The 26086-nt window shown below is 42.6% G+C and carries 28 protein-coding genes and 3 pseudogenes; 15 read left to right on the top strand and 16 right to left on the bottom strand.

Features of this window, described 5'->3' with window-relative positions:
• Positions 1-219: 219 nt before the first annotated feature.
• Positions 220-1923: an FAD-dependent oxidoreductase gene (locus tag OCV19_RS06870; protein WP_017067877.1), complete on the top strand. Its 1704-nt coding sequence runs from the start codon at positions 220-222 to the stop codon at positions 1921-1923.
• Between the two features lie 159 nt (positions 1924-2082).
• Here OCV19_RS06870 and OCV19_RS06865 read toward each other — a convergent pair whose 3' ends face one another.
• The 3 genes from OCV19_RS06865 to pnuC all read right to left on the bottom strand — a co-directional run bounded on the left by OCV19_RS06865 (position 2083) and on the right by pnuC (position 4361).
• Positions 2083-2763, bottom strand: a complete 681-nt coding sequence (locus OCV19_RS06865) for a Crp/Fnr family transcriptional regulator (RefSeq protein ID WP_019826041.1) — start codon at positions 2761-2763, stop codon at positions 2083-2085.
• A gap of 126 nt (positions 2764-2889) precedes the next feature.
• Positions 2890-3618, bottom strand: coding sequence for a nucleoside phosphorylase (locus OCV19_RS06860; protein ID WP_065676942.1), 729 nt, complete (start codon positions 3616-3618; stop codon positions 2890-2892).
• 8 nt (positions 3619-3626) lie between these two features.
• A complete protein-coding gene (pnuC, locus tag OCV19_RS06855; RefSeq protein ID WP_017069647.1) occupies positions 3627-4361 on the bottom strand; it encodes a nicotinamide riboside transporter PnuC in 735 nt (244 codons plus the stop codon).
• A 364-nt stretch (positions 4362-4725) separates the two neighbouring features.
• Between pnuC and OCV19_RS06850 the strand changes: the two genes are divergently transcribed.
• Positions 4726-4929: a hypothetical protein gene (locus OCV19_RS06850; protein ID WP_050645367.1), complete on the top strand. Its 204-nt coding sequence runs from the start codon at positions 4726-4728 to the stop codon at positions 4927-4929.
• Positions 4930-4971: 42 nt separating this feature from the next.
• On the opposite strand, the pseudogene OCV19_RS06845 reads toward OCV19_RS06850, so the two are convergent.
• Positions 4972-5100, bottom strand: a pseudogene (locus tag OCV19_RS06845) (ABC transporter substrate-binding protein); the annotation flags it as partial.
• A gap of 34 nt (positions 5101-5134) precedes the next feature.
• Positions 5135-5584: a PaaI family thioesterase gene (locus OCV19_RS06840; RefSeq protein WP_065676943.1), complete on the bottom strand. Its 450-nt coding sequence runs from the start codon at positions 5582-5584 to the stop codon at positions 5135-5137.
• A 34-nt stretch (positions 5585-5618) separates the two neighbouring features.
• Here OCV19_RS06840 and OCV19_RS06835 point away from each other — a divergent pair, with 34 nt between their 5' ends.
• Positions 5619-5897 carry a DUF134 domain-containing protein gene (locus OCV19_RS06835; protein ID WP_029235478.1) on the top strand — a complete coding sequence of 93 codons (279 nt, stop codon included), beginning with the start codon at positions 5619-5621 and terminating at the stop codon, positions 5895-5897.
• Between the two features lie 52 nt (positions 5898-5949).
• Here OCV19_RS06835 and nqrM read toward each other — a convergent pair whose 3' ends face one another.
• The 3 genes and pseudogenes from nqrM to OCV19_RS06820 all read right to left on the bottom strand — a co-directional run bounded on the left by nqrM (position 5950) and on the right by OCV19_RS06820 (position 7242).
• Positions 5950-6099 (bottom strand): (Na+)-NQR maturation NqrM, encoded by a 150-nt coding sequence (gene nqrM / locus OCV19_RS06830; RefSeq protein ID WP_083994341.1) that lies wholly within the window; start codon positions 6097-6099, stop codon positions 5950-5952.
• A gap of 25 nt (positions 6100-6124) precedes the next feature.
• Positions 6125-6553: pseudogene (locus OCV19_RS06825) on the bottom strand (NifB/NifX family molybdenum-iron cluster-binding protein); the annotation flags it as partial.
• A 329-nt stretch (positions 6554-6882) separates the two neighbouring features.
• Positions 6883-7242 (bottom strand): PepSY domain-containing protein, encoded by a 360-nt coding sequence (locus tag OCV19_RS06820; protein ID WP_065676944.1) that lies wholly within the window; start codon positions 7240-7242, stop codon positions 6883-6885.
• A gap of 264 nt (positions 7243-7506) precedes the next feature.
• On the opposite strand from OCV19_RS06820, the gene OCV19_RS06815 reads away from it, so the two are divergent.
• The 10 genes from OCV19_RS06815 (at position 7507) to OCV19_RS06770 (ending at position 13415) form a co-directional block, all read left to right on the top strand.
• On the top strand, positions 7507-7866 hold the full coding sequence (locus tag OCV19_RS06815; RefSeq protein WP_017072037.1) for a carboxymuconolactone decarboxylase family protein: 360 nt from the start codon (positions 7507-7509) through the stop codon (positions 7864-7866).
• Positions 7866-8396 carry a VOC family protein gene (locus OCV19_RS06810; RefSeq protein WP_065676945.1) on the top strand — a complete coding sequence of 177 codons (531 nt, stop codon included), beginning with the start codon at positions 7866-7868 and terminating at the stop codon, positions 8394-8396. The genes OCV19_RS06815 and OCV19_RS06810 overlap by 1 nt, the downstream gene beginning before the upstream one ends.
• Positions 8393-8836 carry a DMT family transporter gene (locus OCV19_RS06805; RefSeq protein ID WP_065676946.1) on the top strand — a complete coding sequence of 148 codons (444 nt, stop codon included), beginning with the start codon at positions 8393-8395 and terminating at the stop codon, positions 8834-8836. Before OCV19_RS06810 ends, OCV19_RS06805 begins: the two co-directional genes overlap by 4 nt.
• The gene (locus OCV19_RS06800) at positions 8833-9384 is read left to right on the top strand and encodes a DMT family transporter (protein ID WP_206377649.1); all 552 of its coding nucleotides are present in this window, start codon (positions 8833-8835) and stop codon (positions 9382-9384) included. The genes OCV19_RS06805 and OCV19_RS06800 overlap by 4 nt, the downstream gene beginning before the upstream one ends.
• On the top strand, positions 9348-9671 hold the full coding sequence (locus OCV19_RS06795) for a hypothetical protein (protein WP_065676947.1): 324 nt from the start codon (positions 9348-9350) through the stop codon (positions 9669-9671). Before OCV19_RS06800 ends, OCV19_RS06795 begins: the two co-directional genes overlap by 37 nt.
• Before the next feature lie 89 nt (positions 9672-9760).
• Entirely contained in the window at positions 9761-10699 is a 939-nt protein-coding gene (locus OCV19_RS06790) for a LysR family transcriptional regulator (protein ID WP_083994343.1), read from the top strand.
• A 236-nt stretch (positions 10700-10935) separates the two neighbouring features.
• The gene (locus OCV19_RS06785; RefSeq protein WP_065676948.1) at positions 10936-11430 is read left to right on the top strand and encodes a YcxB family protein; all 495 of its coding nucleotides are present in this window, start codon (positions 10936-10938) and stop codon (positions 11428-11430) included.
• A 79-nt stretch (positions 11431-11509) separates the two neighbouring features.
• Positions 11510-12250: a metallophosphoesterase family protein gene (locus OCV19_RS06780; RefSeq protein ID WP_065676949.1), complete on the top strand. Its 741-nt coding sequence runs from the start codon at positions 11510-11512 to the stop codon at positions 12248-12250.
• Positions 12251-12551: 301 nt separating this feature from the next.
• Complete coding sequence (locus OCV19_RS06775) at positions 12552-13010, top strand: hypothetical protein (protein ID WP_065676950.1); 459 nt, start codon at positions 12552-12554, stop codon at positions 13008-13010.
• Positions 13011-13172: 162 nt separating this feature from the next.
• Entirely contained in the window at positions 13173-13415 is a 243-nt protein-coding gene (locus OCV19_RS06770) for a hypothetical protein (protein ID WP_046224055.1), read from the top strand.
• A gap of 138 nt (positions 13416-13553) precedes the next feature.
• Here OCV19_RS06770 and OCV19_RS06765 read toward each other — a convergent pair whose 3' ends face one another.
• Positions 13554-15365: a trans-sulfuration enzyme family protein gene (locus OCV19_RS06765; protein WP_065676951.1), complete on the bottom strand. Its 1812-nt coding sequence runs from the start codon at positions 15363-15365 to the stop codon at positions 13554-13556.
• A gap of 142 nt (positions 15366-15507) precedes the next feature.
• On the opposite strand from OCV19_RS06765, the gene OCV19_RS06760 reads away from it, so the two are divergent.
• Positions 15508-15963 (top strand): Lrp/AsnC family transcriptional regulator, encoded by a 456-nt coding sequence (locus OCV19_RS06760; RefSeq protein ID WP_032548816.1) that lies wholly within the window; start codon positions 15508-15510, stop codon positions 15961-15963.
• Here OCV19_RS06760 and OCV19_RS24880 read toward each other — a convergent pair.
• The 4 genes and pseudogenes from OCV19_RS24880 to OCV19_RS06745 all read right to left on the bottom strand — a co-directional run.
• A pseudogene (locus OCV19_RS24880) lies at positions 15927-16175 on the bottom strand (hypothetical protein); the annotation flags it as partial. The gene OCV19_RS06760 and the pseudogene OCV19_RS24880 overlap by 37 nt on opposite strands.
• A gap of 160 nt (positions 16176-16335) precedes the next feature.
• The gene (locus OCV19_RS06755) at positions 16336-16704 is read right to left on the bottom strand and encodes a hypothetical protein (protein WP_065676952.1); all 369 of its coding nucleotides are present in this window, start codon (positions 16702-16704) and stop codon (positions 16336-16338) included.
• Positions 16705-16718: 14 nt separating this feature from the next.
• Positions 16719-17591, bottom strand: coding sequence for a patatin-like phospholipase family protein (locus OCV19_RS06750; RefSeq protein WP_017070388.1), 873 nt, complete (start codon positions 17589-17591; stop codon positions 16719-16721).
• A gap of 83 nt (positions 17592-17674) precedes the next feature.
• Entirely contained in the window at positions 17675-18013 is a 339-nt protein-coding gene (locus OCV19_RS06745; protein ID WP_065676953.1) for a cytosolic protein, read from the bottom strand.
• Between the two features lie 317 nt (positions 18014-18330).
• On the opposite strand from OCV19_RS06745, the gene OCV19_RS06740 reads away from it, so the two are divergent.
• A complete protein-coding gene (locus tag OCV19_RS06740) occupies positions 18331-19839 on the top strand; it encodes a DUF3360 domain-containing protein (protein WP_017059070.1) in 1509 nt (502 codons plus the stop codon).
• A gap of 115 nt (positions 19840-19954) precedes the next feature.
• Here OCV19_RS06740 and OCV19_RS06735 read toward each other — a convergent pair whose 3' ends face one another.
• The 3 genes from OCV19_RS06735 to OCV19_RS06725 all read right to left on the bottom strand — a co-directional run bounded on the left by OCV19_RS06735 (position 19955) and on the right by OCV19_RS06725 (position 25882).
• Positions 19955-20881 (bottom strand): hypothetical protein, encoded by a 927-nt coding sequence (locus OCV19_RS06735; RefSeq protein ID WP_065676954.1) that lies wholly within the window; start codon positions 20879-20881, stop codon positions 19955-19957.
• Positions 20882-21184: 303 nt separating this feature from the next.
• Positions 21185-22045 (bottom strand): alpha/beta fold hydrolase, encoded by an 861-nt coding sequence (locus tag OCV19_RS06730; RefSeq protein ID WP_065676955.1) that lies wholly within the window; start codon positions 22043-22045, stop codon positions 21185-21187.
• A 231-nt stretch (positions 22046-22276) separates the two neighbouring features.
• Positions 22277-25882 (bottom strand): SIR2 family NAD-dependent protein deacylase, encoded by a 3606-nt coding sequence (locus OCV19_RS06725; protein ID WP_065676956.1) that lies wholly within the window; start codon positions 25880-25882, stop codon positions 22277-22279.
• Between the last annotated feature and the right edge of the window lie 204 nt (positions 25883-26086).

The raw sequence follows: 26086 nt of genomic DNA, 5'->3' as shown, positions 1-26086 counted from the left end.
TGCTTTAGTCTAATCACAACCCTTGGACCAAACGCTCAATCCCGAGGTGATAGCTTCAAAATTAATATTAGACAATGCTAATTTACATCTTTATAGTATCTAGGTATTTCGAAAACTACTCAATCGCCGGCGACCAGCCAGTACTGATCATTAAGAAGATACAAGCTCTATGCTCGGCAATTTGTATAGTTAAACTTAGAGACAGTAATAGGTAAACGTATGACTAAAATTGTAATCATCGGTGGCGTAGCTGGAGGTGCTTCAGCTGCTGCACGCGCTCGTCGTCTTAGTGAAGAAGCCGAAATCATAATGTTTGAACGAGGACCATTCGTCTCTTTTGCAAACTGTGGATTGCCATACCACATAGGTGGCGATATCGAGGATAGAAGCAAGCTTCTGTTACAAACACCTGAAAGCTTCTTAGCTCGCTTCAACGTTGACGCACGAGTGATGAACGAAGTTACCTCTATTGATCGCACCAATAAAACCGTTACAGTCAAAAATCTTGTTGATGGTAATCACTACAGCGAGAGTTACGACTTCTTATTACTCAGCCCTGGAGCCGGTGCCGTCGTTCCTCCCATCTCAGGAATCGATAACCCCCTCACCCATTCACTACGCAATATTCCAGATATGGACCGCATCATCGAAACAATCCAAATGAATAAACCTGAGCACGCGACAGTTGTTGGCGGTGGCTTTATCGGCTTGGAAATGATGGAAGCGTTTCATCAGCTTGGGATCAAGACTTCGTTGATTGAGATGGCTGACCAAGTAATGACGCCTGTAGACCGGGAAATGGCCGGCTTTGCCCATGCGGAGATTCGTGACAAAGGCATCGACCTAAAACTCGGCGTCGCGCTTGAGTCTGTGAAATATATACCTAACGAACACATCGCCAGTTTTGATTCAGGCGAGAGCGAGAAGCACCAACACATAGAGGGTGAATTAGAATTAACACTTAATAATGGCGAGTCATTAACTACTGATATCTTAATCATGGCTATCGGTGTGCGTCCTGAGACTAAGTTAGCAAAAGAAGCAGGACTTCAAATTGGCGAACTAGGTGGTATCTACACAAATGAAATGATGCAGACTAGCGATCCTAGCATCTACGCTGTGGGTGATGTGGTCGAAGAAAAAGACTTTGTCACAGGTGCACAAACTCTAGTTCCGCTTGCTGGCCCTGCTAACCGTCAAGGTCGTATGGCTGCCGACAACATGCTCGGACGCAATGAAATCTATCAAGGTACACAGGGCACAGCTATCTGTAAGATTTTTGACCTAGCCGTTGCCTCAACAGGGAAAAACGAAAAACAGTTGAAGCGTGAAGGCGTCGACTATGAAAAAGTCTATGTGCATACCGCAAGCCACGCTAGCTACTATCCTGGCGCTGAGATTGTCTCGTTCAAGATGTTATTCGCCCCTAAGACAGGGAAAATACTAGGTGCGCAAGCCGTCGGTAAAGATGGCGTTGATAAACGCATTGATGTTATGGCAGTAGCTCAACGTGCAGGTATGACCGTTGATCAGCTTCAACACCTTGAATTAACCTATGCACCACCTTACGGGAGTGCCAAGGACGTGATTAACCAAGCCGCATTTGTTGCCAACAATATTATTAAAGGTGACGCGACACCTATTCATTTCGATGAGATTGCAACATTAAGCGACAACCAACTCCTACTCGATGTTCGTAACCCTAGCGAACTAGAAAATGGTGGCTTTATTGAAGGCGCAATCAACATTCCTGTCGACCAACTGCGTGATCGAATGAGTGAGCTCCCAGCAGACAAAGAGATTGTAATCTACTGCCAAGTCGGGTTACGTGGTAACGTGGCTTATCGCCAACTCGTCAACAACGGCTTTAAAGCACGCAACTTAATCGGTGGTTATAGAACGCTCATGTATGCAAAAGCTTAAGGATTAATACTTAGTCGCCGGTAATGGTGCGCGGACACTTACGGGCTAGTTGCTAGTTGCTAGTTGCTGAGAGAAAGTCGCTCATAAATAGATGCGAGTAGTTAATAGTAAACATTGAAAAACCGAGCTTGGCATTTAAGTAAGTGCCAAGCTCTTTTATTATTCGTAGGAGTCAATAAAAGCTTGCAGTGCTCGCTGATCGACAATTTCTAACCCTTGATCTCCTTTTCTGATGAACCCCTTGTCCAATAGGTCTTTAACCGCTCTTCGATATACTCTGCTCGATGTACCAAATCGTTCTGCTTCTTGATTCACTTTATCGAAACCGCCTAACACAGTGTTAGTCTCGCTTTGAACCAACAAATCATAGGCAATATTATAGGTAATTGAGTGTAAAAGACGGTTAGTGTAAATACCCATAGAGTCTTGATAATCTTCCGCCAATGCAGAGGCAAAGAAGAACATCATCTCCGGATTTTCATGTAGTGCTTCTGCTAATCTCTGAATGCAAATAACATCAACTTGCATGTGTTCATCAGCCACTACGTTCCACTGACAAGGGGTCTGCGTGAAAAACTCCATCTCACCGAAGATATGGTAATCACAATTCACTTCGCCCAATTGAAAGCGTCGCCCATTAGCTGCAGAAATACTCATAGAAACTCTTCCAGCGGGCACGACATAAAGATACTGAAGCTGCTCACCTTGACGTAGGATTTCATCATTTTGATTGAAGTAACGAGAGTTAACTTGGTGTTGGTAGATGAGATCTCTAAATTCAGAGCTTTTTTGTTCTAAGTAGTTTTTAAAGCGTCCGCTTGAGTATGGTGCAATCTTCATACTTACTCTCTCATTACATTACTGCTGTTTATATTCAAACGATTGTAACCACTTAAACCACAGGAGAGAACACAATAAAAAAGCGACGGTCTCCCATCGCTTTTATTGTTGTTTTTCGCCAGAACCTTATTGTGCAATTAATGCTTCCAGTGCCGCTAAAGATGCTAGCCGCTCTCCTTGCATCATAGCCTCAGCCTCATCGACATATTGCCCAACGCCCTCTTTTACATCTTGTTCATACAAGACAACATTGTTCAAGATAGAAGCTACATTAAGCCCTCTCAAGCGTCCAACGGTAAACAGCGCGGATGTTTCCATGTCTGCACCTAAAATGCCTTTGCCATTCCAGTACTGACAAAGCGCCTGTTCATCATCGGTATAAAAGCTATCGTGTGAGCGCACTGTTCCTAAATAGTAAGGTGTTGACTGCTGCTGCAAGAACCCATCTAGCTCTTTGAGCAGGGAGAAGCTTGCATAAGCGGGATACGACGGTTTAACGTAAGCCGCAGACCCCCCCTCATCACGAACCGCGCCCTCTGCAATAATTAGCTCACCAAGCCCGATATGTGACTGCATTGCGCCTGCAGACCCTACTCGGACAATATGAGTCACACCACAAAACTTAAGCTCTTCTACCGCAATGATCATTGAAGGTGCGCCAATGCCAGTGCTACAAACCGATATCGCTCTCCCTTGATAGACACCCGAGAAGATTCGATACTCTCGGTTCTCAGAAACCAACTCTGCCTCTTCAAGTAAGCTCGCGATACGATTCGCTCTATCAGGCTCACCACAAACAATGACCAACGAAGCAATTTGCGTTTCATCAACGCCGATATGAGGTTGCTTTGCCATCTTCACTCCTAAGAAGCCGTTGCTTGAGTGAGTGATTTATCACTGTTTCGTTTAGCTGTGCGTGCCCACTCACGAGTACCATTTGCCGCAATAAACATTAAGATTGCGTATTGAACAGACATTGCGTAAACGCCCTGCGTTGCATAAATACCAACGCTGATAATGTTAATCACAATCCACAGTATCCAGTTTTCAACATACTTACGTGTCATAAGAACTTGAGCAACAATAGATAGAATAGTCATCGTTGCATCCCAGAATGGGAACGCATCAGGTTCAAGCACTGGCTCCGCTAAATCCGCACCAAATAGATTCAGGCTATCAACCGCGATGTTTGCTAGCGCAAAGAAGAATGGGTCGATGTACATAGTTAACAAAGCAATAGAAATCGCACACGCTACGGCCGTTGCTACTAGTTTATTTTGGCTCAACCAACGAACTTCTAGCGTTTCACCTTGCTCATTAGGACGTGTCCATGCGTACCAACCGTAAATGTTGGCGCAAAAGAAAAAGAGTTGTAGAAGTAACAGTCCGTACAACTGAATTTGGAAAAAGATAACCGCGAATAAGGTGACATTCAGCAATCCGAACAGATAGTTAATGGTTTTTTCTTGGCTTGCAAACCAAATACACAACAAACCAAACACGGTGCCGAATGCTTCAATCCAGCTCATTGCGTAGCCATCCCCTATTGGGATATTGACTAAAGTATTGTTGATATCAAGTAGGGCGAATAGGTCCATAGATGTGTCCTTTATTATTTGTTTTAGTGGCACCTATTTTATTGCGCCTCTCCAAATAAAAAGGAGGACATTTGTCCCCTCTAGGTTGCATGCGATCATAAATCAGAATATTAAATCCGGAAAATCAATTTCACGGGAAGATGTCATAGCCCTCCCACAGTCTCGAACTCGAAATTCCAGCACCAGAACAGCCCCCTTCCAAAAACGGAATTTTAGCTTACTGGCTTAACGCCGATAACGCGTTGACGATGCCATTTGAGAAGCGCATGATTTTATTTCGAGCAGAATCGTTGTCTGGCGTGTTAACCGTTTACTCACGCCATAACCCGTTCTGTGTAACGTACTCAATTGGATGGCAGGTCACATGAATAAAGTAATTATGTTAGTAATGGGGCTGCTTTTTACCAGTCGATTGTTTGCCAGTATTGTTCCTCATGTTGGTCAACTTGAGCATGATGCGCCTATTCTCCTTCGCTCGGCATTGATTGTGGGTGTTGCGGCTTACGCGGTTTGGAGTGCATTCAAATACTTCAAAAAGACCAAGGCCTCAGGTTCAGATCAACTGTAACGGCGACAGTCCAAAAGCTTTTGAATATGCCTCTAATTTCGATTACTGATCTGCGAAATAATCGACCAAGATTTTACGCCACTTTCGTGACTCACGAATCTTCAACAGGGCGCGGTTAATCTCTTCTTCGTACACGTTATTTTCAGTGATTATGAAACCGTAGTTGGACTTTTATAACTGATAAAACAACACCGCTATACCAAGCTTAAGTTTGATAGCTAGAAACTGACATAAACTGGCTTTGTGCCGACGAACATAACTTTCCGCACTGAGTAATTTGGCTTTCTAGGAAGTAGATATTACGTCTACTTTTCACCCACTGGGCACGAACTTCCAGTTCTTGACCAATCAAAATCGGATGGTGAAAACGAGACGTTAAACTCACCGTCATCGCCTTGATATCATTCTGAAATAGACAATGCAACATCGCGCTGTCATGCAGTGTGGTGACAATGCCGCCCTGCATGATGCCATCGTAGCCCTCAGCTTTATCTGTTGGTACAATCTTGGCCTTGGTTTTATATTTAACTACTGCCTCATGCTTAGTTAAAGTCTCATGCTCGCCAATAGCTTCAAAACAAATGGCGCTGTCGTTGAAAAAACCTTGGCTGCACACTTGGCAACGCCGATGATTGTGTGGAATGAAAACCTTCATACTTACCTTTACCCATAGATTGCTAGAGATTGATATGGCTCGACCAAAAAAACATCGCCAGTTGTGTACCCGTACGGCTTACTCTTGTTTTAAGCCCAATGGTGTTCCTATGGACGAGCTTCATAAAGAAGAATTGCTATTAGAAGAGTTAGAAGCCTTGCGCTTGGCTGATCAAGAAGGCCTTAGCCAGCTTGAAGCCGCTGAACAAATGCAGGTGTCTCGCCAAACGTTCGGCAACATTATCAAGCGTGCACGAGCTAAAGTCGCCAAGTGCATCGTCAATGGTCACGCGTTGGTGATTCAAAGTAGTTAATTAACGTGTTAGCCAGAAGTTATTTAACTCAGCGAGCGAGAACTCTTGATACTTAGCTTGATGGCTCAGTAATCTGATATAACTTTCGGCTTTGCCCTTCACACACATCCTTGCAATTGCATTCGCGCTCAATGTCTAACTGTGCGAGTCCTCCACAACTGCCTTTGATTGGCTTGCGCGAAAAAATCACGCCTATCGCCATCAGTATAACGACTCCGACAAACCCCAATAGCGCCTAACTGATTAGGCTGTGCCATTAAAATCGAAGCTTGTTTTTTGTGCCCGTTTTCGCCGCACGTTTTATTGCCACACCCGCCATTTCGCGACTCGCGACCATAATCGAGGTCGGTTACTTCTGGTAGATTGCTAAAATCCAGAGTGGTAACTTCGGCTTTTCCTTTAGATGTAAAAACGCGAACATCATGATCGAACAAGTGCGACAGCATTTTCTTCCCGATGTGACGAACCACAACAGCTTTCACATCATAAGATTTAACGACGGACATCCATTGCTTCTTCTTATTGCACGGGCTGTCTGACTCAACCAAAGGAATAAGATGCTTTATTTGTTGTTGCTCATCGACAATCGCGATCTGTGGAGAACGGGCAAAATGGTTGCCGACATGAAGGTCACGACAAGGTATTGCGTATAACATAGTAACTTCCTGTTATTGATGATCAGGAGTTCAGCATACGCCCCATTATTGGCATATGCCAACAACTATCATGTGAAAAATAAGATTTACTGGATCGATAACTAAGATCACAAGCACCCAAACTTACCGTCATCTTCAGCCTATCTCGACTATCTTTCAAATAAACACATATACTAGGGGGGTAGTTTTTAGCGCCGTTAACGCCTGTAATCACGGGCTAAGCTCAAACCCATTACAAAAAGGCCTCGCACAACCGAGTAGCAATTAAACTCAGGTTCTTTTCACTCGTACCGCATACATCAAGGCCTCGCAAACGCGAGGCCTTAGTTTTATCTTATGAATGTAAATGGTCTTCTAGAATCACCCACGTCACCAGTAACGCCTTCATGGGATAATTCTCCGGACAGTTCAGCTGGCACTTCAGCAAGGCTTTCTTCTTCAACCGCCACAATTTGTGCAGTTAGCGCATCAACTTCGATCTCATAAGCTTTACCATCACGCGTAACAAACACATCCCATTGATTGTCAGGCTCGTCATGACGAATCCCAAGTCCCTCGGCATCCAAAGATAACAGTGCCGCTTTAATCGCTTGTTCTTTACTGACTATCTCTGAGCCTTGAGCCGCATAGGTTGAAACACCAAATGTACTAACAGCGGCCAAAACACCGCATAAAATTAACTGTTTCATGGTTTTCTCCTCAGCTTTTATGGCTATTTTCACCACCTTGATAATGTGGTGTAGCGCGTAAAAAAAATGTTAGTCATTGTGTAGGTGCCTTCCATTTCCGCTCTTCTCCACTTTCTCGCCTTAGCCTCTTTTCCTGTTCTCAACACGTCTGTGCAGATTCCGCATAAGTCCTATTCCATTCCGCTGGTTTTTCAAATTTCATTGCTCTCTATAATCCCCTTCATCCGCTGCGGCGAACCAAATTGATAAGTGAGAAAGTTGAATATGACTAAGAAATATCAGAATGCAGTGCTGGATGATCAAGCACTGATTGAAGGCCTCAAATCAATCAACCCAGTATGGGGCGACATGACAGTACGTGTTGCTGGTGAAGCATGGGGCATGCCGTTAATTGACCAGAAAACCAAAGCGCTCATTAGCCTTGCGATTGACCAAATGGCGCTCAACGTAACGGGCGAAGGTAATCCATTTGGCGCTCACGTTGATATGGCACTTAAACAAGGTGCGACCTATGCAGAGCTTGAAGAGTTAATCGTATTTGCATCGGCATACACTGGCTTTAACAAAGGGGCGACGACGATGGGCGCACTCAACAAAATTCGTCATGAACGAGGAGATTTCTAATGGCTATTCCAGGGCTACAAAAACCAGACCATATCGGTTTCACGGTACCGAATTTAGATGAAGCTATCGCTTTCTTCCGGGAGCATTTTGACTTTGAACTGGCGTATGAGTTTGGACCATTCGCGTCCGATGATGACTGGATGAAAGATCATTTAAACGTTAATCCACGTGCAGAAATCACCAAGATCGTAGTGATGAACGCGAAAGGGATTAACTTAGAGCTCTTTGAATACTCAGACGCAGTAGAAAGAAACAAAACAGCACCAAATAACGCCGACATTGGAGGTCACCACCTTGCTTTCTACGTTGAGGATATGGATGCCGCGGTAGCGTATCTAAAAGACCAAGGCATCACAGTCCTCGGAGAAGCAACCACCATGACTGAAGGCCCTACGGCAGGAGAATCTTGGGTTTACTTCATGGCACCTTGGGGGATGCAATTAGAACTTGTGTCTTATCCAAACGGCAAAGCTTATGCAAATAAAGCTAATGCAAACCGTGCTTCTGTTGCGTTGTTTGACCCACGATGAACATTATTTTTATCGTGATGATTGTGATCGCGGGTATGGGCTTGTCTTTCGAAGCAGGCTTACTTGGCCCTTTAGGTAAACAAGTTGGCCATTTATGGGCCACCTTGAGCATCTTTGGCGTTGGTACTGCGTTGCTTTGGATGATTCGTCACTTCACACCGAATGGACAATTCAAAGCTTGGAACACCATTCCAAAATGGCAGCTTATCGGTGGTTTACTGGGGCCTATCTACGTGGTCGTTCTTACATTAGCGACGCCAATTTTAGGGGTTGCAATGACGATGGTTTGCGTCCTGTTTGGTCAAATCACTAAGAGTTTTGCGATTGATTACTTCGGCTGGTTTGCAATGCCAAAGCAAGCGACTAACCCACTGCGTTTGCTTGGTTTGGGGTTCATATTCCTCGCTCTCTGTTTTGTCTATTTAGGAGGACAATCATGACGCTGATTATTTTACTCGCCATTGCATCAGGCATGGCATTGAGTGCTCAAGCAGCGATTAATGGTCAACTGGGGGCAAAAGTTGGTGTGATTGAAAGCTCCCTGCTGACCTTTAGCATGGGAACCGTTATCACGGGTTTACTGATTTTCTTCTTTGAACCAAGTTATGACGCAACTCTGTTATCGGTGCCTAAATGGCAACTCGCAGGCGCACTATTTGGCATCTTTTACATGATAGTCATGGTAGCGGCAGTGCCAAACGTGGGTGTCGCGATTGCCACAGTGGCTACCATTTTAGGCCAGATGATCATGAGCCTGATAATCGATACTCAAGGCTGGCTTGGGAATACGCCCATTGAACTGAATTATTGGCGTATTGCTGCCATGGTCTGCATTGCGTGCGCCTTGGTCTGTATTTATATCGCCAATCGCCAATCGCCAAATACAAACCGAATTAGAAGCACCGTTAGCAAAAGACAATATGACGACTCACCTTACCAAGGAAACATTGCATGTCAGCTAAAACCATCATCGTGTTCTTTAACCTAAAATCAACAACGGATGAAACTCAATATCTTCAATGGGCCAAAGAGTCAGATCTACCGACGGTAAACAAACTCAGTAGTGTTTCATCGTTCGAGGTCTTCAAAGGCATCAGCATGTTTGGTCAAGATAAGCCGTTATCATGGGATTACTTTGAGATTATTCAGATTGATTCTGAAGAGGCATTTCTTAACGATATTCAAACTCAAGAGATGCAGAAGATTGTCGAGCAGTTCCAATCTTTCAGCGAGGATGCACACTTTGTTGTTACTGAGAACATTCTCACCGCATAATAAATGAACCTTCAGGCAAGCTAACTATTAGCTTGCCTTTTTTTATGTTTAGAACGTAATCTTTGACTAATAAAAGTAGGAGAAAGCTTGTGAATTACGATGTCTCTTTATTGGAAATAAAACTGTTCTTGATGACCACCCAATTTGGCAACTTTTCTGAGGTGGCACGTCGCCAAGACATGACACCATCGTCGGTGTCTCGCAAAATGGCGCAGCTCGAGGAGAAAGTCGGAACCAAACTTTTACATCGTCATACACGCTCAATTTCTCTTACTGATGAAGGTGTGGCATTTAACAAGCATTGCACCGAAATCATCAATCAGTATGAATCGGTTGTCGAACGCATTGAACAGCGTGCAGATACGCCTCGTGGCACCGTCAGAATAAGCGCGCCGGTTGCCTTTGGTCGACTCCACATCGCGCCATATCTCGCGGAACTGTTAGAAAGGTATCCACTTCTCAAGGTGGAAGTCCAGCAGACGGATGCATTTGTAAACCCCGCTGCTGAATCTATCGATTTACTGATCCGCATTGGTGTACCGCAAGATTCTTCTTTAAGGATTAAACGTTTTGCTAAGCAGCGCTATGTCATGGCTGCAAGTCCAAACTACCTCAAATCTTATGGCACCTTAACTACGCCAGAAGAACTCAAACAACATAACTGTTTAGTGTTTAAGGGACCAAATGGTCTTCAACGCTGGTTTATTGGTGAAGATAAATTAGAGCCGTATGAAGTTTCAGGATCACTCTACAGCAACAATGCAGAAACGTTGGTCGCGAGTGCGGTCGGTGGAAGTGGAATTGTCGTCTTTCCTACTTGGTTAATTGGGAAAGAATTGAAGAGTGGTTTACTTGTCCCTTTACTAGACGGTTACCAAGTTTCGACCAGTTTAGAGCAACAATCGATCAGCGCCCTTTATCTTGATACTGTTAATCTGGCGGCAAAAGTCAGGGTCGTAATTGATTTTCTAGCGGACAAATTCCGCAGCACAAGCGACAAGAACTCATGCTACTGGGATGCTATTTAATCGAGTTTTATCCAATCAATAGCCACCAGCTGCTTGGGTTTTCTCTGCCAATCCGAGAGCATCAAGATATTGTACTAACAAGAGCAAACCTTGACGGTATTATTGATTTACAAAAGAGACATAAAACCGCTAAAGAAAAGTGCTGAGAAGCGATACAATGCTGGAGTTGCTCGATCGCAGCATGAAATACCAATTCAAAGAAAGCCCATTAACAAGAAGCATTAAAGTAGCCTCACATGTCTAAAGAACCCGGTTTCACTACAGAATACAAACTCGACAAGACGTTTTTCGCGGAGTGTTATGATCAAACTAGCCTTCCGACTCAATTTCCAAAAGCCTACTTAAAAGGAATACTGTTTCTTATTTTTGGTGTGGTTCTACTGGAGTTTGAACTATTACCTAACGGTTATGTTGGTTGGTTCTTTATTGTTTTGAGTGTGATTGAAGCATTCAGTGTGTACTGCAAAAGAACCTGGTGGTTATGGCGACAAAAAATCAGCTCAGGCGCAGGCAGCAAAATTGTCTTTCAAGGTGATGCTAACGGAGTGAGTTACAAAAACCACAAAGCGACCAACACCATCGCGTGGAGTGACATCGACCAACTTGAGCAGACCGATCTTGGTTTTATCCTGCATATCGGTAAACAGCGCCAATATGTGAGTAAATCTTGTTTAAGCAATGAAGCCATTGCCTTCATGATTGAACACCACGCCGCATCCAAAGCGAAATAACACCAATAAATGCCTGCTGACTTAGCAGGCATTTTTCTATCACCTTTAACTCTATATATCGAATGACCGGACAATAACAATGAATACCGTGTACCAAATCAGTGATTGTCACCTTTCCGATGAATCCAGCTATGAGAACCTGCGTAGAGCTCTGGAATACATCAACAAAGACACAGCATGCAAGACAATTTTTCTGACTGGTGATATTTGTTGTAATCCAAAATCTGGCGACTACGTTCGATTAGAGGCGTTCATTAGGCAACACATTAACGACCAATCTATTTACGCGATTGCAGGGAATCATGATGACTCTCGCTTAATGCGCAAAGAGCTAAAGGGCTCGACGATTTGTGTCACCGACAAAGCCACCATCTGTGAACGAGAGTTTGTGTTCCTAGACTCAAGCTTCAAGCCTCTCGGTAAACAACACCCACTTGGTTCAGGGCGTATTGATAACCGCGGCATGGCTCAGCTAAAACAACAATTAAGAAAGGCCAATGATCCTATCGTGGTTGTTCACCACCCTGTCATTCCAGTCGGTGCAGATTGGATGAAAGCCATCCTTCTAGAAAACGATACCGATGTGATGAACGTGCTTAGAAAATACCGCGTACGTGACGTGATCTGTGGTCACGGCCATGATGGGATAACGGCTACACAACAGGGCATAACGCAATATATGGCTCCTTCAACAGCCTATGGGTTTAACCACTCTATCAATGAATACAATCGCAGTGAGAAGGTCGGATTAAGTAGAATTTCATTCTCGGTTCATTCTATCGACTACCAAGCTATCTATTTTAAAATTATCTCGCTTTAATCTTGTTGCTACTCTTACCCTTGCGTTCCCCCATGCTTGTTAGAAAACAAATACCTAGCGTCATAAAGCTTCAAAATTTACTTTTTTAAGTTTCCTACCACCTCGGTGTTTTTCAAGGTAGTTGTCATCATTTGCTTGCTTATTAAGCAGCTTCTCTTTCTGGATTTAAGTGAACGTCACCAACAGGTTCACAGTTTCTGATATCACCTGGCCAGCGTTCAGGGTTTAGCTCTTTTGCACTAAACCACTCCAGTCTCTGGTGTATTTTACGCCAATATATTTGATAGGGATTAGCGTGTGTATGAACAAAGATAAGGTCACTGATTGCTTAAATAGTAAGACACTACTTCTGTTGCTATTTATCGTTGTCATGCTGTCTATTTATCAAAATCACACTGGTATCAATGGCAATTCACACAAGCCATTTTTTGAATACGATGCGATAGATGTTGTTTTTATTCAAAAGGTTGCCCTCATCTTTTTACTGTATGGGACTCTTGAAAAATTGAGTTTTAAATCCAAATATTTAGACACCATTTCAGATACAAGCTTTGCGATTTTTTTCATCCCCCCGTGGTTGCTACTGATCCTCGAAATCGCAGACGCTAAATATTTTGGTGGCACCTTAAAAAGCGACTTTAACATTACTCTCTACATAGGAATCTGCAGTGGAATTGTAGTCACATCCGTTTTCTGTGCGAAAATAATGAAGATGGTATTTCGAGGTAGCAAAAAAACAAGATACTTAATCGGGTATTAAATAAGCACAAAATAGGCACCATATACTTCTAGGCGATGCCTTTGAATTTATTCATTTTTACTAGCTTGTTGTGGTTAAAATGCCGTATGGTACAAACGATAAAATGATAAATACTTACGGACTTGCCACAGAGGCTCTCCATTTTACACGAAAAGACTTACTATGAATTTTGATATCAATACACTGAAACACCACCAGCTAGTCGAAGATGGTCAATTAGAAGGGTGTTACATTCATCAGCCAGTGCAAGGCAGTCAACCAGATGACAAAGCCGTTTTAGAAGAGCGCCAAGCGCTTGAAAGCCTCGGGTACAAAGTTGTTCAGGTTAAAGCGAAAGGCGGAACAACAACGTTTGCCGAGGCTATGCAAGAGCTTGCGAAAAAGACAGGCCACCAGCCTAAATAGTAAGCGACTTGGTAAACCAATATGGTCCCTAGGTTCTATATCGAGAAAGCACCCTACCGACTATTGAGTCAGCAGGGTGCTTTTTTATTTACGGCCTTTTAACTAACTGATCTTGCAAACTTTCCTTACTGACCTAAGTTACTGACTCAGCTGCCCAAACTTCGGCAAGCTTTTCACAAACCTCTGGTGTACATCCATATAAGTTTGCATATAGATTTCATCGATATTGTCACTACTCGGGAAGCTGGATGAGAAGTCTGCGTGTTTTCGGTCAATCGACAATTTAGCCGCCTCAACAATATGAGCAATGAACATTCGAGGATCTTCCAAGCCGATAGAGATACGCATTGTGGTCGGTTTGATACCGGCTTCATTTAACGCTTCATCGCTGAGCTCTGAGTGCGTGGTCAGTGCTGGGCACAAGGCCACGGTGTTGGTTTGCCCTAAGCTCACTTGCATGCCGATTGCTGGCTCAAGCATGTCGAAGAACTGTTTAAACCCATCTCGATTGATTGGTGCACGGTCGCCGTTGCCTTCCATATCGATAGTGAAAAGCGCGGCTGGCAAACCCAAGTACATGTTGTTCTGGCAGTGCTCATAGTTATCACTATCTGGCAAAGCTGGACACGACACATTGATGTCTGGGTGGGCATCGAAGATCTTCGCGAGAGTCAGTGTATTAATCGTTTTCTGCACCACACGCATCTCATACGTTTTCATACCATTGAGCACTTCAAACGCTTTGTCTGCATCTAGGAATGCGCCCTTAATGTAGTACACATTCCAAAATAGGGTTTCGTTCCATGGGATTTTGGCCTCATCACCGTTGGGCTTGGTGAAAATAACCTCCTCTCCTTTTGGCACAAACATAGTCTCATTGCGGCCAATCACAACTCCAGCAGTTGTGGTGCCAGAACCCGCCAGTTCTTTAGTGTAAGAGTGAATCACATAATCAGGTCTTTCCATCGCATCATCACGTTTGAGTACTGGATGTAATAAAGGCGTGCCCACTGTCGAGTCAACAATCACATCCCAACCACGAGAGTGACCAGCTTTACTGATGCTCGCAACATCCAACACGTATCCATGCGGGTTACATGGTGACTCTAGGTAGACGTAGATTTTCTTACCCGCAGCGATGCGATCTGCGTATTTATCAGCAACCTCATCAAGGCGCGTCGCAAACTCATCACCGGAGTAACCATCCACCCACTCTACCGCGACATTCAGATTAGAAGGTTTTCCAAACCAATCTTCCAACAGCTGGTAAGAACCACCGTAGATATTGCGTGAAGCTAAGACTATATCTTCATGTCCAAGTAAATGGCTCAATAGCCCATCAATAGCCGCCATGCCAGAGTTGAAGTTCCATGCTAGGTATTCGTTGGCTCTAGAGCCTGCCTCTAGGTCAACCATGTGGTTTGCCAGTGAGATCGATGTCGGGTTAAGCAGTCGAGAATAGATATCGTGCAGCGGCTCTTTACCGTTGAACGCATCTTCAATCCATTCTGTACACGCAAACAAATAGGTCGCAGTGCGCGTAATAACAGGGCTGGCAGAGAAAATAGCGGCAACATTATCGAAGATAGGATACGCGCCTTTAGACGCAAAATTGCCATTATTGGTGGCAATAGATTGGTAAGTAGCACGCATTGGGTTTTGCAGATTATCGAGGATCTTAGCGATCTGGAATGACAAGAAACGTTTGGCGTTAAACCAAGCGATTCGGTCACTCTTGTCGAGTTCTGAAAGCCCATCAACCGTCAATGCCCACAGATCGTGTGTCTTGGTATTGGCTTTGTACAGTGTCGTCGCCAGTTCGATAAGCGTGACGCCGTAATCACTGTTTGGGTCGATACCAAAATGCTTTGCCTGCTCAATGGCAAGGGCTTCTGCTTGTTCATGTTTGGTGGTTTTACGCAGCGGGCTAAGTTGAGTTGAAGTATTCATAATTCCTAAGTCATTCCATGCTTGTTGTTCCTCCTTTAATTTTAGTTTTGGGCAGATGTTAAAAATTGCTATTTGCGAAGCAAGACATACACTTTGAGCAATAATATTGCCAAATAAAATTGAATATTGATGGAATATGTCAATGGATGAGATCGACAAGAAAATACTGGCTGAACTGCAAAGCAACGCCCGCCTGACTAACCAAGAGTTGGCCGATCGCGTGGCACTGTCGCCCTCTCCTTGCTTACGTCGAGTTCGAGCACTGGAGAAACAAGGGATTATTCGCGGCTATCACGCCAGTGTCGACCAAGAAGCATGCGGCTTGCCTGTGAATGTGTTTGTGTTGGTGAAACTTGAAAAGCCAACTGAAGAGAATATGCGAGACTTTGAGCAGCACATTGAAGCGATTGATGAAGTGTTAGAGTGCTTTTTGATGACAGGCAATCACGACTACCTGTTGCATGTAGTCAGTGAATCACTCAAAAGCTACGAGCAATTTATCCGTAAACAACTAACCCGCCTGCCCAATATTGCTTCTATTGAATCGAGCTTCGCCTTTGGTCAGGTAAAAACAAAGACCAAGCTGCCAGTGAGATAATTAGCGACGGCATAGTTGGACTGTTCAGAAGGCATTGGATAGTCATCTCCAATCATACAGATAAGAGCGCCACCAAAAGCTTTTTCGTAACGTATTTTTCCTGTCGCATCAGAGCTTTCTATACTCGAACTATCATCTACAATCTGATTAATTTCTTGGGCGACTTTTGCTGGTACCCACCAGATACAAGCTGCAACAGAGCAAGTGGATGACCGATGTACTGATCACCACCTAACCATGTATTGGAAGTGATTGGGAATGGATCTAACTAAAGCCTTAAGTGGCCAATACAGAAACGCAAAGTGCAACATCAGTCCCCGGACAATTACAAAGCCATAAAGACAGTGGCAAGTTGTCCAGAAACACTTTCAGCTAAAAACAACTGTACGACTGAGGAACGCGTTTTTCTTCATCCCAGCCTAATAGCTCAATATTGATCAATGACTTGCGCTTCTCATTACACAGTGAAGCGATATTGATGATAGGCAGCTGGCTACGAAACTGCGCGGTGAGTATCACCTTTTTACTTTCGCTAAGGCTGCTTCTGCATTGCGACAAAATCGCTTCAGTATCTAGTTGGTGTGCGTTCTCGATAATTTGGATATCAGCATTCTCTTGATAGCAATCTATCAACCAAGATACAGCAGGCTCTTCTATGCTGGTGAGCACGATGACATCTTTTGTTGTGACCAATTCTTTGAGTTCAGATAGTTTGAGTTCAGTTTCCATAGTTACCCTCATTCAGTGCAAATACATTAAAGCCGATTGCCCAGTTTAGCCTGTGCTAAGTGGTAGCCTCTGTCGATCATCTCTTGTGAGCGATCAAACTCTAAGGTGCCACAGGCATTACGTGGAATTTCAAGCGTAATATCGGCGGGGTAAGCGGCTAGTTTTTGACGAGCAATGGTCGATTGCATCGCATCAAATGCTTGGTTGGCAATATCGTAAAAAGCAAAGTTGAAGCTCATTTTGCTTTTTACACTGCTACCGAGGTTATCGATAAAATGCACAACCTTCTCATGCAGGTTGCTCTCTTTTGTTGGCAGGGAAACCGGTATCACTTCCTGTTTAACCATTTCAGGTTCACCACCTAAATTCACAGCCAGTGTAAAGTCTGTATTATCACCAAAGGTAGGCGCAATCGGTACGGGATTAAGAACGCCGCCATCAATCAGCACTTCTCCATTGATAACGTGAGGGGTCAAGAACAGTGGCAAAGAGATAGAGGCGCGAATGGCATCAAACAGAGAACCTGATTGCAGCCAAACCTCTTTTTCATCGGCGACGTTAGCGGCAACTGCGGTATAAGGGATGGGCAGATCTTCAATTGAAATCTCGCCGATCAGTCCACGCAGAGTGTCGATGATCTTGTCCCCTTTAAACATACCACTCGACTGCCATGAAAAGTCCAACAACATCGCCATATCACCTTGGTCGATACTGGTGACCCACTCTTCAAATTCATCCAACTTGCCCGCAGCGTAGACACCACCGATAAGTGCGCCAATTGAACAGCCAGAAATGGATTTTATCTGATAGCCATGCTCAATTAACCAGCGGATGACTCCAACGTGAACCAAGCCTCTTGCGCCACCACTGCCAAGTACCAATGAGATCGTTTTTGCCATCATATTAATCCTTTAGTTTTAAATTCTAGGTGGGCTAACTCGCCGATTTACCAATTCGCCGATCTCAACTGACTGAATCACTCTCAGTCCATACGGGTAATGAAGGTTTGCTCGTCATCGACAAAAGCCACGTAGTCACCGTGATAGATAAAAACCCGACCACGCCCTTCAACGATACACGCAAGCTGTGGGTTCAAATCTTCTTCAAGATCTCTACTTTGAAAAGTGCCGGTATCGGTGATCACACCGCGGAGTTTAGGCAAAAATCCATAGCTGCGTTTGGCTTGATCAATCAGGCTCAACTCGCTGGCGGTAGAAAAGCAAGCTGGGATTGGGCCTGCATCTTCGATAAACATAGTTTTCAGTTCTTCAAAGGCTGTAATTACCAGCCAGTCGATGCCATTTACGTGATGGATAAACATTGTTTATAAATACCTAGTTTCTCGATAACTCTAATGCGGAGATTCTATCACTATCAAGTGCAGAACGTGGGAGAAAATAAGGGACTACAAATAACCAGACACATACTATCTACAGGGTCTAATACTAGTCGGCTTGCTCTACGACTAATGTCTAACCGACTGAGTCTATTTGTTTTTTTTGGTTTGGTATAAGGTACTAACAACTAAATGTTAATGAATTTTTAATTATAAGTTGACGCATTGTTTACGCTTCATGCCGTGAGTCAACAACGTTTGTTGGAATAACACACCTTAGAGTGTGAACGAAAGGAATCAAAATGAGCACTACTTTAGAGTCCGCACATATACAAACAGAGAAGCCTCAAGCCAATGAGGACGAACTCACCTATGAACAACAACATAAACCAAGCTCAGAGTTTGAATCCCGAGAACAGTATCTAGAACACGAATTGCAAATCATGTCGCCTAAGCGCTGGCGTCCAAATTTGCCGTTTAAAGATTATCGATTTGAGATAGAAGACACCATCCCAGCGATGGCGGCGACCATTGGTAAAGTGGTTATGGTGGGCGCTATTGCAGCCACCTTTGCTGGGGCTCTCGGATTAAATGAAGACTTCATTCTAGAAAACGTTCGTTATGAACTCCTCATCGCCTCTGTTTTCATTATTATTTTCTCTGGCTTCCTATTGCCGACCGCAAACCTCGCAGGTACACACGGTCCACTCATCCCGTTAATTCCAATTGTCGTTGCAGCAGGCGGACATCCTATGGCGTTTGGGTTGCTGATTGGCGCTTTCGGATTAATCTTAGCCATCAGTAAAGGTGGTAGCATGTTGGCCAACCTGACCAGTAAAGGCGTGTGTGGCGGCTTATTACTCTACCTCGGCTTTGTTGGAACCGCCTCTCAAGTTAAAAAGCTGTTCGCTTGGGCTGAGGGAATTGGCATGAGCCACATCGCTTTTGTGGTGATCTTTTGCACCATCATTTTGTACGCGCTACTGGAACACTTCCGTAAGCGTTGGCTAGCCGTCCCTCTTAGCTGCTTGCTAGGTGGTACGATTGCATTTGCCATGGGCGCCCCATTTGCTTTCCACACTGAGCCAGGCTTACCTAACATGAACCCTATGTATTGGTGGGGAGAAGATACAGGTTGGATGCTTGGCCTACCGACGATTGAACATTTCATGGTGGTATTGCCGTTTGCGATTCTTGCCGTAGCGATGTGGTCACCAGATTTCTTAGGACATCAAGTATTCCAAAAGATCAGCTACCCAGAGCGCACTGAAAAAGTACACATGAACATTGATGACACCATGACCACTGCGTCTATTCGTCAAACGTTTGGTTCTCTGCTTGGTGGTACTAACTTTACGTCTTCATGGGGTACTTACATCGTACCGGCTGCGATTGCTAAACGCCCTATTCCTGCTGGTGCTTTGCTAACGGCTCTGTTCTGTATTATCGCCGCGGTTTGGGGTTACCCGATGGATTTAGCTATCTGGCAACCGGTACTTTGTGTGGCGCTGATTGTTGGGGTATTTGTTCCATTGCTAGAAGCTGGAATGGAAATGACGCGTGAAGGGAAAACCACCCAATCGGCAGCGATTGTTGTATTTTCTTCAGCGCTCGTTAACCCTGCATTTGGTTGGGCTCTCACCATGCTGTTGGACAACTTAGGCTTAGTCGGTTGTAAAGAACGTAGTAGTGAACTGAGTAAAATGAGCCGCTGGGTGTTGCCTGGAACTATGTTCATTGTGCTAAGTGGTGTGATGGCGTTGGTTGGTCTTCTACCGGGTATTCCGGCGATTATCCCAAGCTTCCGTTAAACTCGATTAATATTGAGTTTTAGCCGGAACACAAAAAGGCCTCGCACACGCGAGGCCTTGTTTTATCTTCGTTCCAACGAACAAACAGAGAAGCAATTTACGATGGTAAACCAAATTAACTCGAGAGCCATTCGTCCAGTACTGTGATAAATTTAGGGTTGATGAGATAGCCGATGGAAGCATGTGGATTGCTTTTTCCGTTACGAATATTGAGATTATAAATTGGGTGGATATCTTTCATTCCGCCGGGTATCAGACCCAGTTTGAGCATATCCTTGAAGTCATTTTTAATTTTGCTGTCATGAGAGATAAAATCGTCTTCTGCCGATATGTTTATCCATTGCTGAATGTTTAAAGGGTACTTCTTCTCATCTTTCAAGCGACTCCCTTTTAGCCTATCTTTTACGTTTTCATCTCCTAACGGTGACCCGAGCGTAAGCAATAAGTTGACCTTCTTATCCGCACCATAGTCGTGTCTATACTCTCCGTAATGAGACAACTTCCATAACACGTCATAACTGATCATTGACCCGAGACTGTGTGATACAATCATCACATCATCTTGATTATCAAGCGCTTGCTTCAATTCAACCATTAGCCTATGCCTGACATCGCTCCCGAAATAGGTATCTTCATACCAATAAAGCGCCATATCCGGCGCGACCTTCGTGATGAGTGTCTCAGCCACACCCAGCTTTCCAAATAGCGATGAAAAAGTATCTGCTAACGCCTCTTTTAGAAAACCAATTTTAGATACCTTGTTATACGTTGTTTTATTGAACTGGCTTGTCTTGTACTTTTTGAGTTCAGACAGCGCTTGCTGTCGACTTGCAGGGTCTTCCGTTGGTTTCTCTAACAATGTGTTTGATAGTTCACCGTAATAGACAAACCGTTTATCGACATCTTTAAAAGCTTGCAATGAACTTGAGTCTCCACAATCTCGCTGTAAGCCATGTTCTATTGCCTCGTACCAGAGTGCTTGAAGGTGAACTTTATCGGGCTTTTGAGCGCGACCATGAATGAATATTATTTTCTTAGCCATAGCAGGACGTCCTAAATTACATAATTAAAGTTATTATTATCAATAGTAAGCATCTATTAGATTAGGTCAGCCCCTACAAATAAGTGTGATTACGATTGCATATCTAAATAATGATTGATAAATAATTTATATAACTATGAGGTACTCGTTTAAGGACCATAAACGAGTGACAGGTGCGAACATTACTCGCAAATTGGGAATGAATGTCGCTAGCAAAACCTCCAACTACCAAAAAGCCCCGCAATCGCGAGGCCTTAGTTCTTCTATCAACGGTTACCACTATCCTTTAACAACTAAAGCGCCCTACTTCACTGACTTCACCGCTTTCATCAAGGTTGCGTTGAACTGCTGTGGTTGCTCAAGCATTGGGAAATGGCCAGAGTCTTCAATGTAGTAAATGCTGTAATCCTTGATGTGTTGCTTGTTCGCTTCTGAATCCGTTGGCCATAGGCGAGCGTTGACCAATATTACCGGTACGTTCACGTTCTCATACACGCGGTGTGCTTCGCCTGTCACGTATTGACCTAGATAATGACGGAACTGGTTTATTGCGATAGCTGGCGGTGCTGAAGCCATGTCTTGCGTTACCCAGTAAAGTAAATCTGCGTCTACGTCTTTTGGTAGCGAGTCTTTCACGAACATAGTAATGCCCGCTTGAAAGTCTGCTTCAAACGGTTTGGTCATTGCATCTAAGTCGCTTTGTGAAACCGCGAGTGCGACGTTTTGCGATGTGTCGACACCAATAATGCCCTTCACTCTTTTCGGCATCAGTTTAGCGGCTTCTGCAATCACACCACCCGCCATGGAATGCCCGACTAAGAGTTGTTCTTTGTCGATGACCGCTTTGATGTCTTCAGCGAACGCAACCATGGTGTACTCTTGGCGATTAAACGATGAGTTACCATGCCCGGCTAAGTCCATGGTGATAACTTGATAGTGCTTTGAAAACTCACTCACTTGGTTTTGCCACAGCCTACTGTCTAAGCTCCAGCCATGAATGAAGATCAGCGCCGTATCCCCGCTTCCACTTTTGCCATACGCAATTTGCTCACCATCGTGAGATATCGCAATACCGTACTTAACCGTTGAATCATGAGCCATGGCACTCATGCTACCAAGTGCCATGAATACCAAGAGTGTGATGTTTAGAATTAAACGTTTCATAGTGTCTCTCTAGTTACTTTGGAGGGAACACAGAAAGCGCCCCTCTTAATCAATATGGTCACTATAAAGTGTGAAGTTGTAGTGGGGTCAAGAGTGATTTTGAAGAGAGATAGGGTTGATATTGAAAAAAAACAAACCAAACAGGTGTATTGAAGTAATAGTAAATAAATCACATAAAAAATAGAGCGACTATGAATATAGAAGCTCTATTTGTAAATTAGAATTTTTTACTCAGAAGGAAGTATAACGCTTACCATGCCTCTGACCAGCTATTGATAACACTTTATGCAGATTTCTAGCTAATGGTTGCTCTTCGATATTAGATAGTGGAAGGAGATAGTCATTCACAAAACTTTTACTACATGTATTCCCCAACAAGTTATCTCCAAATCTATTCATATGATTGTCTTTACTTAACCTTGACATCAGATAAGAAATTGAATCTTCTGAAAAATCATCGGTAGATATTCCATCGAATTTAATCAATATTAAGTCAGACAATAACCCTCTATATTTCGAGTCTCGCGAATTAAACTCTTCAACAAATAACTTTATTTTATCTTGGGTCAAGCAATTTCCTAATAAATCAGAGAAAAGATACGCATACCAATATGTATCAGAGTCTTTATTATAATCACGAAACATTTCGAGCCATATACCTAGCTCTTCAATTGGAAGATCCCCTAAACTCTCGTTTCTAGTCTGATCAAAGACAGTCATTGAAAGTTCTCTGTTCCCACGGGCTAAAACTTGTAACAGTTCACTTTCATAACCTTTCCAATCAACATCTATACCCTTTAATAAGCATAGAGATTCGTTAGATAACTCTTCATTTGTTTTTTTGCTCAGTTCTTTAATTTTTTCAATTATTTTCCTAGAGTCATTAGAGACTACTGATTCGAGCGCTATCTTAATCAGAGGATTCTCGAATTGCTCGATTTTTTCCCTGACCAAAACCTCAAATTCACTATTATATTTACATATCAGCTTAATGGTATTAATTGACCAGGAATCCGGTACAAGTGCATGATTTACTATCTGCTCAAGATGTTCACCTTTAATGACATCCAAATTTATTTTATCTTTATCAGCGCGAGAACAAATAAAGTATATAGATACTACAGCCTTAGGGGTATACTTTAGTAACTCTAAAGCAAAATCTAGCTTTTCATTACTACTTTTTTCATATAACATCCTTGACAAAATCAAGCCATTTAATTTGGGGAGTTTATCTTTCTTAGAGGTAAACAAAGCTTTCTTTACTTCCGTTAAATTAATTGAACCTAATAAATTAGCAATACCTGTCAAAAACCCTTCTAAATTATTCTCGATAATTTCGCTGCCTTCAAGGACTCCAACTCTATCAATTAATTCTTCTATTCTATCAAGATCTTTACTGGTTATATATTCCTTTAAGGCAACCGACACTCCATTTGCTATAAAGTTATAATCATTTCGGTCAGTAAACATTAATTCAAAATAATAATCTTTAAATTTCTCACCTTTTATTGTGTCTAACAACATAATTGCATCAGCTCCAAGAGAGTTTTTGAAGCTAACGATTTTTTCTAATAATTCACAATGTGATTCATCTACAACCAAGCTGTTTCTAATAGCAAATCCAATTCTAAAATCGTCAATATCAATTCCATTATTTTGATATAGGATGGCAACTTTTTCCAAAAGCTTGGTTACTATTTCCGTTCTTCCTATTTCGATATATTTTGACGCAGTAATAGCAAGCTGGAGGTCGACATCCATAACATGGTTCAGAAACTTTTCAGATTCCTCAATAGATAATAAAGGAAGAGTGAAAAACAAAGCCTGATCCCAACGAGTATGACTCAAAACATTTCTCAGAACTTCAGGGTTGTTTTGATATTTACATGCCAACTCTGTGGCTGCTAAATACTCTGTTATAGATTGATGGAAGAATGCAACTTTATTATTTACGTAAGGGATAAGTAAGTCTCTTGAAACTAACCAGTTCGCAACTTCTGACTCATCAACTACCTTTATTTCTTGATTCTTTAATTGGCTTTTAATAATCTGAAGGACTATCTGAAGTGGTTGTGCCTCCGTTCCATTATTCAGAGCCTCATATGCGATTTTTGAAAGACACAATCGTAAATCCAAACGGATACCGTAACTTTCAATAAAAGCGATCTCAATATTTTCAAAGTAGGAATTGTATAAATCTATTGGGTTGAATTTATCAGGTAAATTAACTTTACCACTGATAAACAAGTTAAAGAAAAATGGTTTTCGAAGCATGGAGATAATTTCATTTTCGAATCTAATATCAAAAGACAAACCCATATTAGCAACTTCATTAGCAACATAATAGTAGTCAATATGTTCCAAATGATAAGTTGGTAAATTTAGTTTTGTTAGCCCATCATTTGTTCTAGATCCAATAATCACATCACTATTTTTAAGGCTATCTATAAATTTATATATATCTTTTTCATATTCTCCATTTTCGATAAAATTACGAGGTATTTCATTAAATGAATCTAAGAATATCCTAACTCTGAATTTAGTATCCAACTCATAGATATCTAAAGATGATGCCAATGATTTTGATATTAGATCTATAATATCTCCATCATAAAGCTTTAAATCTACATATATTGGAACTACTACATTTTCCGGACAAAACTCTTCAGATAAACATAGATCATTTAGTTTAGAAGCCATAGCCGAAGCTGATTTCTTCATTGAGTAGGATTTTCCTGCGCCAGGCAGACCGGTAACGATTGCCTTTTTGGGCCCATTCTCTCCTAAAATCTTTTCAATGGAATGTTCTTTATAATCTACATACCTATTTCGTATATTTGGCCTGCCACTTTCGACTCCAGGACATGTAAGCTTGGCTTTTATTTTTAACTCAGGTGAAACTTGTGTGAAAGCTAACAACCTCCCTGCATGTCTAGCTAACGAAAGAACGTTTTGTGGCGTAACTACCTGAATGTCATTCGATTCTGGTAAATTAGCTCCTGAACATTCTTGCAATTGACCTAACAGCGTTAATAGATTGTCATGTTTCTTATATCCATTCTCATCTTCATATGTATCATAGTTGACTAGATGAATCCCGTAATTATTTCTCCAGTAACTAACTTCATTGGCCGTCACATCTGCCATTATTGCATAGTGATCTCTTACGCCACCTTTATAAGTGTTTGCCAATAAATCTCTTAAATAAAGAAAATCAGGATCTCTCAATCCAAAACCAATGTACACTAATGGACGACTAGCAAGTAATAGTTTAACTGTTTCTAATGCTGCATGTCTTTCTCCCCCAGGGAGAAGCATTCTATATTGTTCCCTTGTTAGAATTATACTTTCAGTATCCCCTGCATCACCATGAGGTTTGAATATGAAGTCATGAGATCGAGCATGCGCAATGCTCGCAGTCTCAGTAAGGTGTCGGTTAGTCACCGGTGGGCGAAAAAACTTGTCAGGCAACCATTTTCTAACGCTTTCTTCAATCAGGTTATCGTAATTTGTAGTGACGAAGCTTGTAGGCCCTAAAGAAACAATTTTCTCGTGAATACTCGATGGTTTAGCAACGCCATACTTACAGCTTGTTCTAATGAAGTCGCCAATTTGTAAGTTAGTTAGTTGATCAAAGCCATAACTTGCAGCCTGTAAAAGATCCCCATTTTCAGCCTCCGATCGAACTAAATTCGCGCACGCACCGTTTTTTTCAACAAAATCGCACAGCTGAGAAATCATATTTCCCCAAGAGGGTAAACCCGACCACATTGATACTCCAGAACCTATAAACAGAACGGTATCATCTTGCTTTAGGATATCCTTCAATACATCCATAAATTTTTACTCAATACTAAAAGTTCGAAATTTAATCTTTAATTTTTCAAAACAATAACAGGGAGTTATATGAAAGTACATGATCTGACTGCATGGATAGACTTTAAGTCACGATACCCAATTTCACGAATTAATATCCATTCGTTATTCATCACAAAACAAAAAGGCCTCGCAATTGCGAGGCCTTTGGTTTTTCTATCTATC

This window comes from Vibrio celticus, assembly GCF_024347335.1.
Lineage (GTDB): Bacteria > Pseudomonadota > Gammaproteobacteria > Enterobacterales > Vibrionaceae > Vibrio > Vibrio celticus.
Note: the sequence above shows the minus strand (reverse complement) of the source record. Positions and strands in the feature narration are given on the sequence as shown.

Bases quoted from the DNA above. Each gene is read 5' to 3' on its own strand.
- OCV19_RS06870 (WP_017067877.1), top strand. From the start codon at position 220: ATGACTAAAATTGTAATCATCGGTGGCGTAGCTGGAGGTGCTTCAGCT.
- OCV19_RS06865 (WP_019826041.1), bottom strand. From the start codon at position 2,763: ATGAAGATTGCACCATACTCAAGCGGACGCTTTAAAAACTACTTAGAA.
- OCV19_RS06860 (WP_065676942.1), bottom strand. From the start codon at position 3,618: ATGGCAAAGCAACCTCATATCGGCGTTGATGAAACGCAAATTGCTTCG.
- pnuC (WP_017069647.1), bottom strand. From the start codon at position 4,361: ATGGACCTATTCGCCCTACTTGATATCAACAATACTTTAGTCAATATC.
- OCV19_RS06850 (WP_050645367.1), top strand. From the start codon at position 4,726: ATGAATAAAGTAATTATGTTAGTAATGGGGCTGCTTTTTACCAGTCGA.
- OCV19_RS06840 (WP_065676943.1), bottom strand. From the start codon at position 5,584: ATGAAGGTTTTCATTCCACACAATCATCGGCGTTGCCAAGTGTGCAGC.
- OCV19_RS06835 (WP_029235478.1), top strand. From the start codon at position 5,619: ATGGCTCGACCAAAAAAACATCGCCAGTTGTGTACCCGTACGGCTTAC.
- nqrM (WP_083994341.1), bottom strand. From the start codon at position 6,099: ATGGCGATAGGCGTGATTTTTTCGCGCAAGCCAATCAAAGGCAGTTGT.
- OCV19_RS06820 (WP_065676944.1), bottom strand. From the start codon at position 7,242: ATGAAACAGTTAATTTTATGCGGTGTTTTGGCCGCTGTTAGTACATTT.
- OCV19_RS06815 (WP_017072037.1), top strand. From the start codon at position 7,507: ATGACTAAGAAATATCAGAATGCAGTGCTGGATGATCAAGCACTGATT.
- OCV19_RS06810 (WP_065676945.1), top strand. From the start codon at position 7,866: ATGGCTATTCCAGGGCTACAAAAACCAGACCATATCGGTTTCACGGTA.
- OCV19_RS06805 (WP_065676946.1), top strand. From the start codon at position 8,393: ATGAACATTATTTTTATCGTGATGATTGTGATCGCGGGTATGGGCTTG.
- OCV19_RS06800 (WP_206377649.1), top strand. From the start codon at position 8,833: ATGACGCTGATTATTTTACTCGCCATTGCATCAGGCATGGCATTGAGT.
- OCV19_RS06795 (WP_065676947.1), top strand. From the start codon at position 9,348: ATGTCAGCTAAAACCATCATCGTGTTCTTTAACCTAAAATCAACAACG.
- OCV19_RS06785 (WP_065676948.1), top strand. From the start codon at position 10,936: ATGTCTAAAGAACCCGGTTTCACTACAGAATACAAACTCGACAAGACG.
- OCV19_RS06780 (WP_065676949.1), top strand. From the start codon at position 11,510: ATGAATACCGTGTACCAAATCAGTGATTGTCACCTTTCCGATGAATCC.
- OCV19_RS06775 (WP_065676950.1), top strand. From the start codon at position 12,552: ATGAACAAAGATAAGGTCACTGATTGCTTAAATAGTAAGACACTACTT.
- OCV19_RS06770 (WP_046224055.1), top strand. From the start codon at position 13,173: ATGAATTTTGATATCAATACACTGAAACACCACCAGCTAGTCGAAGAT.
- OCV19_RS06765 (WP_065676951.1), bottom strand. From the start codon at position 15,365: ATGAATACTTCAACTCAACTTAGCCCGCTGCGTAAAACCACCAAACAT.
- OCV19_RS06760 (WP_032548816.1), top strand. From the start codon at position 15,508: ATGGATGAGATCGACAAGAAAATACTGGCTGAACTGCAAAGCAACGCC.
- OCV19_RS06755 (WP_065676952.1), bottom strand. From the start codon at position 16,704: ATGAGGGTAACTATGGAAACTGAACTCAAACTATCTGAACTCAAAGAA.
- OCV19_RS06750 (WP_017070388.1), bottom strand. From the start codon at position 17,591: ATGGCAAAAACGATCTCATTGGTACTTGGCAGTGGTGGCGCAAGAGGC.
- OCV19_RS06745 (WP_065676953.1), bottom strand. From the start codon at position 18,013: ATGTTTATCCATCACGTAAATGGCATCGACTGGCTGGTAATTACAGCC.
- OCV19_RS06740 (WP_017059070.1), top strand. From the start codon at position 18,331: ATGAGCACTACTTTAGAGTCCGCACATATACAAACAGAGAAGCCTCAA.
- OCV19_RS06735 (WP_065676954.1), bottom strand. From the start codon at position 20,881: ATGGCTAAGAAAATAATATTCATTCATGGTCGCGCTCAAAAGCCCGAT.
- OCV19_RS06730 (WP_065676955.1), bottom strand. From the start codon at position 22,045: ATGAAACGTTTAATTCTAAACATCACACTCTTGGTATTCATGGCACTT.
- OCV19_RS06725 (WP_065676956.1), bottom strand. From the start codon at position 25,882: ATGGATGTATTGAAGGATATCCTAAAGCAAGATGATACCGTTCTGTTT.